Source organism: Aeromonas sp. ANP5 (assembly GCF_963870295.1).
In the GTDB taxonomy this organism is placed as follows: Bacteria; Pseudomonadota; Gammaproteobacteria; order Enterobacterales; family Aeromonadaceae; genus Aeromonas; species Aeromonas veronii.
In genome coordinates, this window is sequence record NZ_CAWMRY010000019.1 from 40,979 (window position 1) to 58,758 (window position 17,780).

A 17,780-nucleotide genomic window follows, 5' to 3' on the forward strand; every position below is an offset into this window, starting at 1 on the left:
TGGTCAGGCCTCTGCAATAATGCCGCCCCTCAGGCTTAAATAAAAACAATTATCATTATGAACAAACTGCTTCAGGCATGGCCGGCACTCCTGTGTGCCTCCGCTGGCGCGGCCGATCTTCCCCCTGTGGAGAAGGCTCGCAGCGACGACACCATCATTGTCACTGGGCAACGGGTACAACAGAAACTCTCCGATGTTTCCGGCTCCATCACCGTCATCACCCAGGAAGAGCTGGACCGTCAGGTCGCCAGCGAGCTGACTCATGTGTTTCGCAAGATCCCCGGTGTCTCGGTCACCGGCTCTGCCGGGCGACCGCAAAACATCAGCGTGCGCGGCATCGGTGGCAACCGTATCCTGCTGATCAAGGATGGGGTGCGCGTCAGCGATGGCTTTGGCGCCGACAACATCAATGACAAGGTGGGTCGCTTCAACTTCGATCTCGATGACATCAAGCAGATTGAGGTGGCCAAGGGAGCCGGCTCCTCCCTGCATGGCTCCGATGCCATCGGCGGCACCGTGGTGATGAATACCAAGCAGCCGGAAGATTATCTGCAACAGCAAGATAGCTATCTGGCGGCCAAGACTCTCTACGGTGGCGACAGCAACAAGAAGAAGCTCAGCATGACCGGCGCGGTTCGGGCACTGGAGAGCGAACATCTGTTGCGCCTCTCCGGCTGGCATGGCAACGAAACCGCCAACTTTGAAGAGAACCGCATTCCGGCGGATCTGGATGGCATGAGCGCCTCCACCAGCAGCCGCCTCCCCCTCAATGCCCATCACGCTCTGCGGCTGGAGCTGGACTACTACGAGGATCACGCCAAACGCCAGATGGGGCCCAAAGCGGTGCCCCAACCCGATGGCAGCTGGGACGTGGTCGGTTTTCAGGAAGATGGCGATCAGCGCACCCAGGGCGGCAAGTTCAGCTGGGAAGCCAGCGATCTGGGCATAGTCGATACCCTCAACTGGAGCCTGTTTGGCAATCAGTCCCGCAACGAGGCCAACCAGCGCCAGCTGCTGCGCAACGATGCCCTGAGCGGCTATCCCAGATATCGCAGCCAGCGCACCCTCTCCACGTTCGAGGAGCTGCGCCTTGGCAGCGAGCTGGAGTTGCAGAGCAAGCTGAGCACCGGCTCGCTGGATCACACCTTCAGCTACGGTGTGGAGCTGGAGCAGGCCAACCACGAGCGGCCGGTCAGCAATCTGACCCTGGAAGATGGCATCACCACCCAGGGACAGAAAGCCCCCTTCAGCAAGGCCGAAACCCGCCGCGATGGCATCTGGCTGAGCGATGTGATCGATCTGGGCAACTGGCAGTTTACCCCGACCCTGCGCTTTGACCGCCAGCGCCTGCGCGCACCGGACAGCAATCTGGCCGAGAACCATAGCGACCACATCTCCCCCAGTGTGGCGGCCAGTTATCGCTTCAACGAGACATGGCGCAGCTGGCTCAGCTATGCCAACGGCTTCCGCGCCCCCGCTTACGATCAGGTTTACGGCAACATTCCCCACTACTTTGCCATGCCGCCATTCGAGATCATTGCCAACCCCAACCTCAAGGAGGAGACCAGCCACAGTCTGGAGTGGGGAGTGAATGGCCAAAGCGACAACTGGAGCGTCAAACCGGCCGTTTTCTACAACCGCTACTACAACTTCATCGACTGGCGCCAGACCGGTTTTCGCCTCGATGACGGTGTCTTCCTGCGCCAGTATCGCAACGTCGCCAAAGCAGAAACCTGGGGCGCCGAGCTGGCCGCCAGCCTCTGGCTGAGCGACGAGTGGGAGCTTTCGACCAATCTGGCCTGGATGGATGGCAAGGATCACCGCGGTGAGCCGCTGCGCACCCAGACACCGCTGGAAGGCAACACCACCCTGCGCTGGCAACGGCTCGACTGGGGGGTTGAGCTCAGTGGCAACTATGCCGCCGCCATGACCAAGGTGCCACAGTGCGCCAATGCGCAGACTGGCTACAACGGTGCCTGTCAGAGCAGCGCAGGCTGGTTCAGCCTGGATCTCACCGGCGACTGGCAGATCACCGAGGCGCTCAAGGTCAATGCCACCATCGGCAACCTGCTCGATACCCGCTACGTCCGCTATCAGGATGTGGCCGGACTTCCGGCTGGCAGCGATACCTCCCTCTACAGCCAGAGCGGCCGCTACCTGTCAGCCAGCCTCAGCTACCGTTTCGTGGGGATGTGATGAAACATCATGCAATCATGGCGGCCCTGTTGGCCGCCCCGTTGGCTTGGGCGCAAGAGACTCTGCCACCGCCGATCCCGTCCCAATCGCACCTGATTTCAGGCAATCCCGTACGCCAGGATCCCTACTTCTGGTTGCGGGACGAGAGCCGTAGCAACCCGGCCATTCTAGCCCTGCTCAAGCAGCAAAATCGCTGGAGCGAGCAGCAGCTCGCCGCGCAGCAGCCGCTGGAAGCAACCTTGCGCGCCGAATTTGCCCGCCATCCGGCGGGGGAATCTGTGCCAGACAACTGGCTTGTGCGCGGCGATCAGGCATGGCAGCTGCGCCCGGATGGCTCACTCTGGCAACGCCACGGGGGCAAGGTGCTGCAGCGGCTTCCCGCCAGAGCGGGTGAGGGCTATTACGAAGCGGGCGGCTGGGCACTGAGCCCGGATAACCTCACACTGGCCATCGCCGAAGACAGGCGCGGCGATCTCGACTATCAGGTCACCCTGCTCGATCTCCAGAGCGGCAAGGTGCTGGCCAGTTTGGCGCAGCGCAGCGCTGATCTCGCCTGGTCACAAGATGGTCGCACCCTCTACACCATCGCCAACGAGCGCTACACCCTGCGCCCCTGGCAGCTGCGCGGCTGGCAGGATGGCCAGGAGCAGACTCTCTATGAGGAGCAGGATCCCGCCTGGCTGCTCAGCCTCTATCGCACCACGGATGGCCAGCATCTGGTGTTGCAGGGCAACAACCACGACAGCTCGGAGCAATACCTGCTCGACTCGGGCAAGCCGCAGCAGATAAAACCCCGCCAGCGCGGGGTGGAATACTATCTGGACAGTCAATCCGGCTGGGTGATCAAGAGCAACCGGGAAGGGGCGTTTGCCCTCTATTCAGCCAGCACGCCGCTCGATGAGTGGCAGCGCCTGTGGCCCGCCAAAGGGGAAGATCTCGGCGATCCCGAGAAGTGGCGACTGTTTGATCGCCATCTGGTGGTGCAGTTTCGCCAGCAGGGGGAGGATTGGCTCGCCCTGCTCGATCGCAACGGCCATGAACGCCAGCGCCTGCCGCTGGCCAGTGGCGCCGGTACCGGCTGGCTGCAAGGAGAACATGACCCGGCCAGCGACCGCATTCTGGTGCGCAGTCAGGGCTTGAGCCAGCCCCCCGGCCAACGCTGGCTGGATTTGACCAGCGGCCACTGGATCAACGACCAGCACACCGCAGGCAATAAAGCATTGCCCTATCAGAGCGAGCGGCGCTGGATCACCTCTGCCGATGGCACCCGGGTGCCTGTCTCGCTGGTGTGGCGCAAAGATCTGGCCCCTCGCGCTGTACTGCTCTATGGCTATGGCGCCTATGGCACGCCGATGCGCCCCTACTACCAGAAAGAGCTGTTGAGCCTGCTGGATCGGGGCTTTGTCTACGCCATCGCCCATGTGCGCGGCGGCGGCATGCTGGGGGAGCAGTGGACCCGCGACGGGCGGGGCATCAACAAGCAGAACGGCATCAGCGACTTTATCGCTGCCGGCAACACCCTGCGCCACTGGTCGCCCGACTCTGCTCCCCTTCCCATGTTTGCCATGGGGGGCAGCGCGGGGGGCACGCTGGTTGCTGCGGCCCTCAACCAGCAACCGACACTCTTTAGCGGCGCCGTGTTGCAGGTTCCCTTCGTCGATATGCTCGGCACCATGAGCGATCCTGACCTCCCCTTGACCCGTCAGGAGTATCAGGAGTGGGGCAACCCGGCCAAGCCCGCAGAGTATCAGGCGATGCGCCGCATCAGCCCCTACGACAACCTGCACCGCGCCCCCTACCCGCCCCTGCTGGTCACTACCGCCCTGCACGACAGCCAGGTGCCCTACTGGGAGCCGGTCAAGTGGCTGGCCCGCCTGCGGGAGCACAGCACGGGCTCCGGCCCCTACCTGCTGCTGACCGAACTGGAGGGAGGCCACCGCGCCGGTGGTGGCGATCGGGCTCGTGAATTTGCCTTCTTGTTGCATCTGGCGGGGATCAACCAATGACCCTGCCGCTGATTGGGAGTACCACTATGAAACCCCTGTTGCCCGCCCTCTTGCTGGGGCTGGCTGGCTTTTCCACTCAGGCCGCCGAACTGCGTTTTGTCGAACAGGACGCCCCGGCCGATCCCCGCCTCTGGCTCGAACAGCAGCTCGGCGTCACCCTGAGTGATGCCCCGGCCTATCAGCGCCAAGGCAAGCTGGGCCACTATCTGCATTATCGTCAGCAGCTCAATGGCGCACCGATCGCCGGCCTGATGGCCGCCGTCAGTCTCGATGAGCAGGGTCGCCCGTGGCGCCTTTATCACAATACCCGGCTGATGCAGGCACAGGCGACGCCATGTGATGAAGCAAGCCGCGCCGGGGTGGATGCCTATACCGCCACGCTGGATGGTACGGTGTGGCAATTCGCCGGCAGTGACGAAGCCCAGCCGTGGTACTGGCAGGATGGCGACACCCTGACTGCGGCCTGGCGTCTGCTGGCGGTGGAAAGCCAGCCGGGCAACAGCAAGAGCAGCCACTGGCAACTGTTTGTCACCTGCGATGGCAACGCCCTGCTGGGGCGCACGCTGCAAGAGGCCAACACCCGTGCCGAAGCGGTCCCGCTGGCAGGGGAAGCGGCCACGGTGCAGGCCCGCATCTTTGCCCTCGACCCACGCACCCAGCTGCAAGATGGCAACCTGCTGTGGCGCCACGATCTGGTGCTGGACAACGGGGCCTATCGCACCATGCCGCTCACGGTACAAAAGGTGGATGACACCTACCAGCTAAATGGCCCACGCGCCCGGGTCGTGGATGGCACGGCACCGGAAACTGCCCCCTTTAGCAGCCCTGATGCCGATGGCTTCCAGCTGGATCACCAGCAGCCCGCCTTCCTCGATATCAATGGCTACTACCATCTGGATCTGGCCCAGCGCCATGTGGAATCCCTGGGCTACCCAACACTGATGGGCGGCCCCCTGGCCATCGATACCGATGCCGGGGAGCAGGACAACTCTCTCTATGACCCCTTCTTGCGCCGGTTGGAGATTGGCCGGATAGGGGTGCCCGACGCGGAAGATCCCATGGTGATCTGGCACGAATTTGGCCATGCGGTGCAGCACCATATCCTGCCCGACATGGGAGACGAGGGTGACTGGGGCGCCATCGGCGAGGGCTTTAGCGACTATCTGGCCGCCAGCTGGCGCCAGCGTAGTCCCGAAGCTCGCCAGTTCGAGCCTTTCATGGTCTTCAACTGGGATGCCAGGATCAGCGGCCGAACGCCCCGTCAGCTCGATGATCTGCGAGCGCGCTATCATCCGGGCTTCCTCTATCCGGCTCACCTCACCATCAACGGCAGCAACGGCGACCAGCTGTGGGGCACTCCGCTCTTCACCGCGCTGCGCCAGGCCGTTGAACAGTATGGCGAGGTAGCCCGTGACGAGTTCGATACCCTGCTGATTGAATCCCACTTCGGCCTCGGCCCGCAGGTGCGGATGCCCCAGCTGGCGCGGGTCACCGTGGATACCGCCAACCGCCTCTATCCGGATCGCAGTTATGGCAAGCTGCTGGAGCAGGCCTTCCGCCACCACGCCCTGCTGCCCACTCCCATTGCGGCCCGCCTTGCCGATGACAGCTACCTGCTGCCCGGGGAGAAAAAGAGCCTCGCCATCGAATTGACCAACCAGAGCGGCCGCCCCCTGACCGTGGCTGACGCCAGCCTGCTCCCGAGCAAGGGGCTCATGGGTGACGGTCACTGGCAGGGAGAGCTCAACGCCGATGGCACCGCCCGCTGGACCCTGCCGCTGGAAGCAGCGAGCAACCTGACCTGTGGCGAGGCAGTCACCTTGCCGCTGCAGTTCCAGCTAACCCTGCCCAGCCCCACCGAGCGCCAGACCCGCCTTGACCTGCAACTGCCGATCGGTGAACCGCTCTGGCAGCGGGCCATCGGCCAGGGTGGCCAGATCAAGGATGCGGTGAACGATGAACGGCACGGCCTGTCCCGCTTCACCCTCACCTTGCCCGAGAGCAAGGCCCGCATCGACAGCGGATTCGTGGTCGCCCTCGATCTGGAGCACAGCAAGCTGGAGCAGCTGGAGATCTGGCTCACCTCCCCTTACGGCACCCGGATCAGCCTGTGGAACAAGGGTTACGCCAGCCATACCCGGCTTAAGGGGGAGTTTCCCCGTGAACTGGTACCGTTCGAATCGCTGGACAAGCTGCACGGCGAACCGCTCGCTGGCCGCTGGCTGCTGGAGATCAACGACACCAGCGCCGGTGACACCGGTCAGTTGCGCAACTGGCGGGTAGCCCAGCAAGTCGGCGCCCGCTGCGACAAGGATGAAGCCCTGCCCAACACCGGCATCATTCCCCTTGAGCAGGATGAAGGGGGTGGCGGCACGGCTTCCCCCCTGCTGCTGTTGCTGGCCCTCTGGCCCCGCCTCTGGCGTCGGAGCACCCCGCGCCGTTGAATCCTGTACCACGGGGGTTACCGCCCCCGTGAACCTGTGACCGAATCAAGGAATGTGAAGTGAAACCATCCGTACTGGTTATTGCAACCCTCTCAGCCCTGCTCAGCGCCTGTGGCGGCGGGGAAGATAACGCACCACTGGCGATCCCGGACTACCGGGTCGATGTCGCCCTGCCGACTGCCGGTACCCTGTGCGCCGATCTGGATCAGAACTGGCAATGTGATCCTGCCGACCCTGCCGTCAGCGGCGAAGGAGCTGTGGCCCTGGTCAGCCGTTCGGCCAACATCGTCAACTCGCCCCTGCTTTTCGTACCGAGGAGCGGAGGCCTGCTACTGGCACATCCGGCCGCCAAAGGGGATCCACAACGGCTGCAACCAACCCTGCTCAGTACCCTGTGGCAGAGCCGCATTGCCGAAGGGGTGGCCGCCGATCGCGCACTGACGCAGCTGCTGGCCGACCTCGCGCCGCTGCAACCGGGCAGCGACCGCGCGGCCCTCGCAGGTCTCGGCCAGTTTGATCAGGCGCTACAGCAGGTGGCGATCAGCTTGCAGCAACAGGCCCGCACACGCCTTGCCACCGCCAAGGAGACCCAGTTGCTCACCACCAGCTATCGCGCCATCAGCCTGATGCTGGAGCAATTGGCTCAGGAGTGGCAACGCAACGGCCAGTTCGCTGAAGATACCCAAAGCAAGCTGCTGACCCTGCTGGTGCAGCAGCAGCCACGCAACCTGCTAACCGTCACCGGCGTCACCACCTTCAGCGATGGCAACGACCCGCTGCTGGAACAGGAACCCGATGACTATCCGGGACAAGATGCCAGCTGGAATCGCACTCGTCCCCAGCTTGCCTATCGCAAACTCGATGATCGCGGTCAGGCGCTCCCTGACAACGCGCCGAGCTGGCAGTGCGTCAAGGATCTCAATACCGGTCTGGTGTGGGAGGTCAAATCGGATGATCCCTTGAGCCCGGCCTGGAAAAGCAGACCCTTTGCCTATGAGGATGAGCAGTTCAAGGCGACCGCAGGCGAGCAGCAAGCGGCCTACCAGCATATTCATAAGAGGATCGAACAGCTCACCGCCGAAGGAGATCTGGCGGCCCTCGCCCGGGCACAGGCGCTGACCACCATGCTGACCACCCGCGCGTATCAGCAGTGGCTCAATGGCGAGCAGCGCTGCGGCATCAGCCAGTGGCGGCTGCCCAGCATGGGTGAACTGATGTCACTGATGCACTACGGTAGCCTGGCCAAGGACCCGCTGGGTCAGCGCATCATCGTGGATACCCGTTACTTCCCGGATATCGCCCCCTCGGAAGATGACACCTACCATGGCTACTACTGGAGCGCCACCAGCAACACAGCTCAGCGCTTCTCCGGTGGCCCCATCAGCAAACGCACAGTCCTGCTCCTGGGAGAAGATGCGGGCACCACCTATCCCGCGCTGGTGCAGCAAGATACCTATATCGAGCTGATGCAGGTACGACTGGTCGCCACTCCCCAATAATCCGAGGAATATCATGAGCCTTTATCGCTTTTCGTTCGCCATGATGGCACTGATGGCCCCCCTGGCCCACGGTGCTGCCATTTGTGATGACACCATGGATCGCACCGCCCCCTCTGCCCGTTTTCTTGACCATGGCAACGGCACCGTCACGGATCAACACACCGGCCTCACCTGGATGCGCTGCAAACTGGGACAGACATGGAGTGGCAACAGTTGCCTGGGTGAACCGACCGTTTACTACTGGCAGCAGGGGCTGCAAGTGGCGGAGCGGATCCGCAGTGACAGCAGTCATGCTCTCTATCACTTCGGCGGTATCAGCCAGTGGCGTCTGCCCGACATCAAGGAGTTAGCGACCCTGGTCGAGCATGCCTGCTACAAGCCCTCTCTCAATGAAGCCATTTTCCCGCGCGCCATGGCGGGGGGCGGTAAAGAGGTCAATGAGGGCTATGTCTATCTGATGAGCAGCACGGTAACCTCCGCCAATGGTCAGCGGGCGTATCTGGATATCACCTCGGGAGATATCGGTCTTCGCTCCATTGGCGCCTACCCGGATCAGGTCTTGCTGGTCGCCAATAAACCCTGACCGCCCCACGCTCGAAACCGGAACGCGATGACAGGAGAGGCTTGCGAGCCTCTCTTTTTATTGCTCTTGCCGCTCCCCTATCTCACCCGCCATCACGCTCTTCTCCCGCCTGTGCCCCCTGCCCGCGATACCGACCTGATCCTGCTTCGCCCGCGGCATTTACCCCTTTCAGGTGATGACGAGGAGCAGCTCTCTGCGCTTTACAGGCCTTTCTCGCCCGCCATAACCAGCAAAAAAGTGCGCTTCTTAACAAAATTTAATTACCGGTTAACCGATTAATAATTAACCCGTAAAAATGACATGTAAATCAGTGCGAAAGTGTCATAATGCGTAACATTATTGTTAAGTCGCTTGATTAATTTGGTTAGGAAAAACCTCTATGTTTGCTGATATTTCTGCTCAACATTGGGCTTTTGCCATTTATGTCATCGGTGCCATCACCATCTGTCTGGTGATGATAGGCCTCGCCGCCCTGCTGGGAGGTCGTGCCTACGGCCGCACCAAGAACAAGCCATTTGAATCTGGTGTCGACTCGGTCGGCAGTGCCCGCCTGCGTTTTTCCGCCAAGTTCTATCTGGTCGCCATGTTCTTCGTCATCTTCGACGTCGAGGCGCTCTACCTGTTTGCCTGGTCTGTCTCCGTACGGGAGAGCGGCTGGGTCGGCTTTATTGAAGCCACCATTTTCATCGGACTGCTGCTTATCGGCCTGATCTACCTCTGGCGCATCGGCGCACTGGACTGGTCACCGCGCAAACCGCAGCTGAACAACAAAAACAGTGATTGAACCACAGACCCTTTCCTTGAGGTTGCACCATGAAGTACACCCTGACCCGGATTGACCCGGATGCACCCGTTGAGCGCTACCCCCAGGAGCAGCGCCAGACCGTCGATGACCCACTGGCGCAAGAAGCGACGCGCGGCATCATGATGGGCCGTCTCGAGGAGGTGCTGCAAGACACAGTCAACTGGGGCCGCAAAAACTCCCTCTGGCCTTACAACTTCGGCATCTCCTGCTGCTACGTGGAGATGTGTACCGCCTTCACCTCCCCCCACGATGTGGCCCGCTTCGGCGCCGAAGTTATCCGCGCTTCGCCGCGTCAGGCCGATTTCATGGTGATTGCAGGGACCCCCTTCATCAAGATGGCACCGGTGATTCAACGCCTGTATGAACAGCTGCTCGAACCCAAGTGGGTGATCTCCATGGGCGCCTGTGCCAACTCAGGCGGCATGTATGACATCTATTCCGTGGTGCAGGGGGTGGACAAGTTCCTGCCGGTCGACGTCTACATTCCGGGTTGCCCGCCCCGTCCCGAAGCCTTTTTGCAAGCCCTGATGCTGCTGCAGGACTCCATCGGCAAAGAACGCCGCCCCCTCTCCTGGGTAGTGGGCGATCAGGGGATCTACCGTCCCCAGATGCAGGCCGAAAAAGAGCGCAAGCGCGGCGAACGGATCAATGTGACCAACCTGCGCACGCCGGATGAGATCTGACCATGAAACTGACTCGTGATTTTCCCAGCAATTACGCCATGGCCCAGTGGCAGCCCAGCGACCACAAGGATGCCAAAGTCATTGGCGAACTGTTTGCCCACTTCGGGGTCGAGCACTTCACCGTGCAGACCACGCGCACCGGCGTGCCGGTGGTCTGGCTTCCCCGCGAACTGCTGCAGGATGTGATGGGCTTCTTGCGCAAGGTGCCCTCCCCGTTTGTGATGCTGTTTGATCTCAGCGCCACCGATGAGCGGCTGCGCAGCCATCGCGACGGTCTACCGCAAAGCGATTTCACCGTCTTCTATCACCTCATCTCCATCGACCGTAACGCCGATGTGATGCTGAAAGTGGCGCTGGCCGAAAGTGACCTGCATCTGCCCACCATCACCAACCACTTCCCCAATGCCAACTGGTACGAGCGGGAAGTGTGGGATCTGATGGGCATAACCTTCGATGGCCACCCCCATCTGACCCGCATCATGATGCCCAAGAGCTGGCAGGGTCACCCGCTGCGCAAGGATTACCCGGCGCGCGCTACCGAATTCGATCCCTTCATGCTCGATGCCGCCAAACAGGACATGGAGCAGGAGAACCTGCTGTTCAAACCGGAAGAGTGGGGACTGGCCCGCGGCAACGAGAACGAGGACTACATGTTCTTGAACCTCGGCCCCAACCATCCCTCTGCCCACGGTGCCTTCCGGTTGGTGTTGCAGCTCGATGGCGAGGAGATCCGCAACTGCGTGCCCGACATCGGCTACCACCATCGTGGTGCCGAGAAGATGGGCGAGCGCCAGTCCTGGCACAGCTACATCCCCTATACCGACCGGGTCGAGTATCTGGGCGGGGTGATGAACAACCTCCCCTATGTGCTGGCGGTCGAGAAGCTGGCTGGCATCAAGGTGCCGCAGCGGGTCGACATGATCCGGGTGATGATGGCGGAGCTGTTCCGCATCCAGAGCCACCTCTTGTTCCTCGGAACCTATATTCAGGACGTGGGGGCCATGACCCCGGTCTTCTTCACCTTCACCGATCGGCAGAAGATCTACACCATCATCGAAGCGATCACCGGTGCCCGCATGCACCCGGCTTGGTTCCGCATCGGCGGTGTGGCCCACGACCTGCCGAAGGGATGGCAACGGCTGGTGCAGGACAACCTGCTGAGCTGGCTGCCCAAGCGGCTGATGGATTACGAAAAAGCGGCGATGCGCAACAGCATTCTGCGCGGTCGAACCATAGGCGTCTCTGCCTACACCACCGAGCAGGCGTTGTCCTGGGGCACCACGGGGGCCGGATTGCGCGCCACCGGCCTCAATTTCGACGTGCGCAAGTGGCGCCCCTACTCCGGTTACGATCAGTTCGACTTTGAAGTGCCGGTCGGCAGCAATGGCGATGCCTACGACAGAGCCACCGTGCGGATCGAGGAGATCCGCCAGAGCATGTCGATCATCGAGCAGTGCATGAAAAACATGCCGGAGGGCCCCTTCAAGGCGGATCACCCCCTCACAACCCCGCCGCCCAAAGAGCGCACCCTGCAGCACATCGAGACCCTGATCAACCACTTCCTGCAAGTGTCTTGGGGCCCGGTGATGCCCGCTGCCGAGTCGTTCCAGATGATTGAGGCGACCAAGGGGGTCAACAGTTACTACCTGACCAGTGACGGATCCACCATGAGCTACCGGACCCGGATCCGCACCCCGAGCTTTGCTCACCTGCAGCAGATCCCCTCGGTGATCAAGGGCAGCATGGTGTCGGACCTCATCGTCTATCTGGGCAGTATCGATTTTGTTATGTCGGATGTGGACCGTTAAGTGATCCGCTCTCCCGGCCATGGCCGGGAATTAGAATCACCGAACGAGCAGTAAAAGGACAAGCCACCAAAGGTCAAGTCATGAGCCAGCAATGTCAGTGTCACAATAATCAGACCCCACAGGGGCAAGGGGCATGCAGCAGCAAACAGGACGACTTCGTTCTGAGCCAGGCTGAACGCGATGCCATCGAACACGAGAAACACCACTACGAAGATCCCCGCGCCGCCAGCATCGAAGCGCTCAAGATCGTGCAGCAGGCCAGAGGCTGGGTACCCGACGGCGCCATTCACGCCATCGCCGCCGAGCTCGGCATTCCCGCCAGCGACGTGGAGGGGGTCGCCACCTTCTATAGCCAGATCTTCCGCCAGCCGGTGGGGCGTCACATCATCCGCGTCTGCGACAGCATGGTCTGCTACATCAATGGCCATGAAGATCTGCTGGCCGGTCTCAAGGAGGTGATGAACCTCGGCCCCGGTCAAACCACCCCGGATGGCCGCTTCACCTTGCTGCCGGTCTGCTGCCTTGGCAACTGCGACAAGGGGCCAGCGATCATGATCGATGACGACACCTATGGCGGCCTCGATCCGGTGACCTTGCTGAAAACGCTGGAGGCTTACCCATGAGCCTGCCGCAGAACAAGATCCTCGCCTCTCTTGGCACCGCCAATCGCACCCCGCGAGCCCCCGAGACCCACCCGCTCACCTGGCGGCTACGTGATGACGGCCAGCCGGTGTGGCTGGAGGAGTATCAGGCCAAGCAGGGCTATGAAGCGGTGCGCAAAGCGCTCGGCCAGATGAGCCCGGACGAGATCGTCAGCACCGTCAAGGATGCCGGTCTCAAGGGGCGTGGCGGCGCGGGCTTCCCCACGGGTGTGAAGTGGGGGCTGATGCCCAAAGACGAGAGCATGAACATCCGCTACCTGCTCTGCAACGCCGACGAGATGGAGCCTAACACCTGGAAAGATCGCCTGCTGATGGAGCAACTGCCCCACCTGCTGATCGAGGGGATGATCATCTCGGCCCGGGCGCTCAAAGCCTATCGCGGCTATATCTTCCTGCGCGGCGAATATGTGGATGCTGCCATCCACCTGCGCCGTGCGGTGGAAGAGGCCAAGGCCGCCGGTCTACTGGGCAAGAACATTCTGGGATCCGGTTTTGACTTCGAGCTGTTCGTCCACACCGGCGCCGGCCGCTACATCTGTGGCGAAGAGACGGCCCTTATCAACTCGCTGGAAGGGCGACGCGCCAACCCGCGCGCCAAACCCCCCTTCCCCGCCGTTTCCGGCGTCTGGGGCAAACCCACCTGCGTCAACAACGTCGAAACCCTCTGCAACGTCCCCGCCATCATCGGCAACGGGGTCGCCTGGTATCACGGGCTGGCGCTGCCGGGCTCGGAAGATCACGGCACCAAGCTGATGGGCTTCTCCGGCAAGGTGAACAACCCCGGGGTCTGGGAGCTGCCCTTTGGCATCACCGCCCGCGAGCTGTTTGAAAATTACGCCGGCGGGATGAAGAGCGGCTATCGCCTGAAAGCCTGGCAACCGGGCGGCGCGGGCACCGGCTTCCTGCTGCCGGAACACCTCGATGCCCAGATGTATACCGCCGGTATCGGCAAGGTCGGTACCCGGATGGGGACTGGCCTCGCCATGGCGGTGGATGACTCCATCAGCATGGTCTCCCTGCTGCGCAACATGGAGGAGTTCTTCGCCCGCGAGTCGTGTGGCTGGTGCACGCCCTGCCGCGACGGCCTGCCCTGGAGCGTCAAGCTGCTGCGGGCACTGGAGCGTGGCGAAGGGCAATCCGGCGATCTGGCGACTCTGGAACAACTCTGCGGTTTCCTTGGCCCGGGCAAGACCTTCTGCGCCCACGCACCGGGCGCCGTCGAGCCGCTGGCCAGCGCCATCAAATATTTCCGCTCCGAATTCGAGGCCGGGATCAAAGGCAGCGGTGATAACCGCAAGCCGGTCAAAGGGATCCAGCCCAATCTGCTGGGCGAGCGCTGGTAACGACACCACAGATTTCACAAAACAGGTTTCAGGGAAGTTGTATGGCAACCATTTATGTAGACGGCAAAGAGTACGAGGTAGACGGGGCAGATAACCTGCTGCAAGCCTGTCTGTCGCTGGGTCTGGACGTCCCCTATTTCTGCTGGCACCCGGCGCTGGGTAGCGTTGGCGCCTGCCGCCAGTGTGCGGTGAAACAGTATCAGAATGCCGATGACAAACGCGGCCGTCTGGTCATGTCCTGCATGACCCCGGCCACCGATGGCAGCTACATCGCCATCGAGGATGAAGAGGCTAAAGAATTTCGCAAGAGCGTGGTGGAGTGGCTGATGACCAACCACCCCCACGACTGTCCGGTGTGTGAAGAGGGCGGCGCCTGCCACCTGCAGGACATGACGGTGATGACTGGCCACAACAGCCGTCGCTACCGCTTCACCAAACGCACCCACCAGAATCAGGAGCTGGGCCCCTTCATCGGTCACGAGATGAACCGCTGCATCGCCTGCTACCGCTGCGTCCGCTACTACAAGGATTATGCCGGTGGCGAGGACCTCGGGGTCTATGGCGCCCACGACAACGTCTATTTTGGGCGGGTCGAAGATGGCACCCTGGAGAGCGAATTTTCCGGCAACCTGGTGGAGGTCTGCCCCACCGGCGTCTTCACCGACAAGACTCACTCCGAGCGTTACAACCGCAAGTGGGACATGCAGTTTGCCCCCAGCATCTGCCAACAATGCTCCGTGGGCTGCAACATCAGTCCGGGTGAGCGTTATGGCGAACTGCGCCGGATTGAAAACCGCTTCCACGGCAGCGTCAACCACTACTTCCTCTGTGACCGTGGCCGCTTTGGCTATGGCTACGTCAATCTGGCCGACCGTCCGCGCCAACCGCTGCTCAAAGATGGCAACGACCAGCTGACCATCACGGTCGATGGCGCCCTCAACCGCGCCGCCGATGCCCTGCGCACGGCCTGCGGCCTCATCGGCATCGGCTCGCCCCGCGCCTCGCTGGAGAGCAACTTTGCCCTGCGCGAGCTGGTGGGCGAAGCCAACTTCTACGCAGGCATCGAGCAGGCCGAGTGGGAATGCCAGCAGAAGATCCTGCAGATTTTGCAGCATGGCGGCGTATCAACACCAAGCCTGCGCGACATGGAAGAGGCCGACGCCATTCTGCTGCTCGGCGAGGATGTCACCATGAGCGCGGCTCGAATTGCACTGGCCCTGCGTCAAGCTGTCAAGGGCAAGGCCCGCGAGCTGGCCCGCAAGATGAAGGTCGACCTGTGGCAGGTTGCCGCCGTTCAGACTCTGGGTCAGAACGAGCGCTATCCGCTGCTTATCACCAGCCTCGACACCACCCGCCTTGACGATGTGGCGGCCGACACGCTGCACGCCCCCTATGCCGATCAGGCGCGCCTTGGCTTTGCCATCGCCAACCTGCTCGACCCGGCCGCACCGGCCGTGAGCGACCTCTGCCCCGAACAGCAGGCACAAGCGGCTCGCTGGGCCGAGCTGCTCGGCAACGCCAGGAAGCCGCTCATCATTGCAGGCTCCAGTGCCCGCGATGTGGCGCTGCTTGAGGCGGCCAGCAACATTGCCCGCGCCCTGAAGGGCCGAGGTCTGGAAGCCAGCATCGCGCTGGTTGGCCAGGAGGCCAACTCGCTGGGTCTGGCCATGCTGGGCGCTCAAACCTTGTCAGACAAGCCGCTCGAAGCCGCCCTTGCGCGTATCGAGTCCGAAGAGGGGTTGGCACTGGTCACCCTGGAGAACGATCTCTACCGCCGCGCGCCGCGCAACCGGGTGGATGCTGCGCTGGCACGGCTGCAGCACCTGCTGGTCATCGACCATCAGGCGACCCCGACCGCCAACAAGGCTGATCTGGTGCTGCCAGCGGCCAGTTTTGCCGAAGCCGATGGCACGCTGGTGAACATGGAAGGGCGCGCCCAGCGCTTCTTCCAGGTCTATGCACCCGCCTTTTACAACGCCGATATTCAGGTGCGTGAAGGGTGGCGCTGGCTGGCGGCGCTGCAAGGGGCGATCGAACGCAAGCCGCTGCGCTGGCAGAACTTCGGCCAGATCAACCATGACTGTGCCTCCAGCAATCCGATGCTGGCTACCATGCTGGAAGCGGCGCCCAATGCAGGCTTGCGGATCCGTGGCATGCGACTGGCCCGTGAGCCGCACCGCTACAGCGGCCGCACCTCCATGCTGGCGGATCAGAACGTCAGCGAGCCGCGGGTGGCGCAAGATCCCGACTCTCCCTTCAACTTCTCCATGGAGGGGTATGCCGGTGCCCGTCAGCCGCTGCCGCAAGTACCGTTCGCCTGGGCGCCGGGCTGGAACTCCCCTTCCGCCTGGAACAAGTTCCAGGATGAAGTCGGTGGTCATCTGCGCGCTGGCGATCCGGGTCGCCGTCTGCTGGAAGTAGCAGAGGATACCCTTGGTTGGTTCGCAACTATCCCCGCCACCTTCAAGGCCTCAGAAGCGCTGCAGGTTGTCAATTATGCCCAGCTGTTTGGCGGCGAGGAGCTCTCCGCTCGCAGCCCGTTCATTCAGGCCCGAATGAACGAACCCGAGCTGGTGCTCAATCCCCTTGATGCAGAGCGTCTGGCCCTCCACGGGGGCAGTCAGGTCTCCTTCTCCTGGGGCGGTAGCCACTGGCAACTGCGCCTGCGCCTGAGCGAGCAGCTGAGCGCGGGTTTGGTGGGGCTCCCCCTTGGGGTGAACGGCCTGCCAACGGCCCTGCAACAAGCCTCAATCATTAACCTGCAGGAGGTCATCGCATGAGCGAGTCGCTGATCGATCTGTTGCTGGAGGTGGGCAAGGCACTGATCGTGCTGGTGGGGATCGTAGGGGCTGGCGCCTTCATGAGCTTCATCGAGCGCCGTCTGCTGGCCCTGTGGCAGGATCGCTACGGCCCCAACCGGGTGGGGCCGTTTGGTCTGCTCCAGCTGGCCGCCGACATGATCAAGATGTTCTTCAAGGAGGACTGGATCCCGCCCTTCGCCGATCGCCGGATCTTTATCCTCGCCCCCATCATCGCCTTCACCGCCTTTATTCTGGCGTTTGCGGTGGTGCCGATCACCCCCACCTGGGGTGTGGCGGACCTCAACGTGGGGCTGCTCTACATCCTGGCCATCGCGGGGCTGGCGGTCTACGCTGTGCTGTTCGCCGGCTGGTCGAGCAATAACAAGTACTCATTGCTCGGCAGCTTGCGCGCCTCGGCCCAGACCCTCTCCTACGAGGTGTTTCTCGGGCTCTCCCTGATGGGGATTGTGATCCAGACCGGCAGTTTCAACCTGCGGGATATCGTCGAGGCACAGGCAGATTTGTGGAACGTGGTGCCCCAGATTTTGGGCTTTGTCACCTTCCTGTTTGCCGGTGTCGCCGTCACCCACCGTCACCCGTTCGATCAACCAGAAGCCGAGCAGGAGCTCGCCGATGGCTATCACATCGAGTATGCGGGGATGAAGTGGGGTCTCTTCTTCGTGGGCGAGTATATCGGCATCGTGCTGATCTCCTCGCTCATCGTGACCCTCTTTTTCGGTGGCTGGCACGGTCCCTGGTTGCCCCCCTTCATCTGGTTTGCCCTGAAGACCGCCTGTTTCATGGTGTTCTTCATCCTGCTGCGGGCCTCCCTGCCTCGCCCGCGCTTTGACCAGGTGATGTCGTTTGGCTGGAAAGTCTGCTTGCCGCTGACCCTGATCAATATGCTGGTCACCGCGGCAGTTGTACTGATAAGTACGCAGTGAGGCATT

General features: G+C 62.1%; 12 protein-coding genes. All 12 read left to right on the top strand.

The window, feature by feature from the left end; translation table 11 throughout:
• Window positions 1-57: 57 nt before the first annotated feature.
• The 12 genes from AACT07_RS12250 (at window position 58) to nuoH (ending at window position 17,774) form a co-directional block, all read left to right on the top strand.
• Window positions 58-2,196 (top strand): TonB-dependent hemoglobin/transferrin/lactoferrin family receptor, encoded by a 2,139-nt coding sequence (locus tag AACT07_RS12250; RefSeq protein WP_069527983.1) that lies wholly within the window; start codon window positions 58-60, stop codon window positions 2,194-2,196.
• Window positions 2,196-4,202 (top strand): prolyl oligopeptidase family serine peptidase, encoded by a 2,007-nt coding sequence (locus AACT07_RS12255; protein ID WP_069527984.1) that lies wholly within the window; start codon window positions 2,196-2,198, stop codon window positions 4,200-4,202. The genes AACT07_RS12250 and AACT07_RS12255 overlap by 1 nt, the downstream gene beginning before the upstream one ends.
• Window positions 4,199-6,646, top strand: a complete 2,448-nt coding sequence (locus AACT07_RS12260; protein WP_083249971.1) for a proprotein convertase P-domain-containing protein — start codon at window positions 4,199-4,201, stop codon at window positions 6,644-6,646. Before AACT07_RS12255 ends, AACT07_RS12260 begins: the two co-directional genes overlap by 4 nt.
• Before the next feature lie 59 nt (window positions 6,647-6,705).
• On the top strand, window positions 6,706-8,145 hold the full coding sequence (locus AACT07_RS12265; protein ID WP_069527986.1) for an Lcl C-terminal domain-containing protein: 1,440 nt from the start codon (window positions 6,706-6,708) through the stop codon (window positions 8,143-8,145).
• Window positions 8,146-8,158: 13 nt separating this feature from the next.
• Window positions 8,159-8,728, top strand: coding sequence for an Lcl C-terminal domain-containing protein (locus AACT07_RS12270; RefSeq protein ID WP_069527989.1), 570 nt, complete (start codon window positions 8,159-8,161; stop codon window positions 8,726-8,728).
• Window positions 8,729-9,107: 379 nt separating this feature from the next.
• Window positions 9,108-9,512: an NADH-quinone oxidoreductase subunit A gene (locus AACT07_RS12275; RefSeq protein ID WP_005344919.1), complete on the top strand. Its 405-nt coding sequence runs from the start codon at window positions 9,108-9,110 to the stop codon at window positions 9,510-9,512.
• Window positions 9,513-9,541: 29 nt separating this feature from the next.
• Window positions 9,542-10,216, top strand: coding sequence for a NuoB/complex I 20 kDa subunit family protein (locus AACT07_RS12280; protein ID WP_005344917.1), 675 nt, complete (start codon window positions 9,542-9,544; stop codon window positions 10,214-10,216).
• A 2-nt stretch (window positions 10,217-10,218) separates the two neighbouring features.
• Window positions 10,219-12,024: an NADH-quinone oxidoreductase subunit C/D gene (nuoC, locus tag AACT07_RS12285; protein WP_069527992.1), complete on the top strand. Its 1,806-nt coding sequence runs from the start codon at window positions 10,219-10,221 to the stop codon at window positions 12,022-12,024.
• 80 nt (window positions 12,025-12,104) lie between these two features.
• On the top strand, window positions 12,105-12,647 hold the full coding sequence (nuoE, locus tag AACT07_RS12290) for an NADH-quinone oxidoreductase subunit NuoE (protein WP_005337236.1): 543 nt from the start codon (window positions 12,105-12,107) through the stop codon (window positions 12,645-12,647).
• Window positions 12,644-14,029: an NADH-quinone oxidoreductase subunit NuoF gene (gene nuoF, locus AACT07_RS12295; RefSeq protein WP_005359832.1), complete on the top strand. Its 1,386-nt coding sequence runs from the start codon at window positions 12,644-12,646 to the stop codon at window positions 14,027-14,029. Before nuoE ends, nuoF begins: the two co-directional genes overlap by 4 nt.
• 41 nt (window positions 14,030-14,070) lie before the next feature.
• Window positions 14,071-16,809, top strand: coding sequence for an NADH-quinone oxidoreductase subunit NuoG (gene nuoG / locus AACT07_RS12300; protein WP_069527994.1), 2,739 nt, complete (start codon window positions 14,071-14,073; stop codon window positions 16,807-16,809).
• Window positions 16,806-17,774, top strand: coding sequence for an NADH-quinone oxidoreductase subunit NuoH (nuoH, locus tag AACT07_RS12305; protein ID WP_005337244.1), 969 nt, complete (start codon window positions 16,806-16,808; stop codon window positions 17,772-17,774). The genes nuoG and nuoH overlap by 4 nt, the downstream gene beginning before the upstream one ends.
• The last annotated feature ends 6 nt before the right edge of the window (window positions 17,775-17,780 follow it).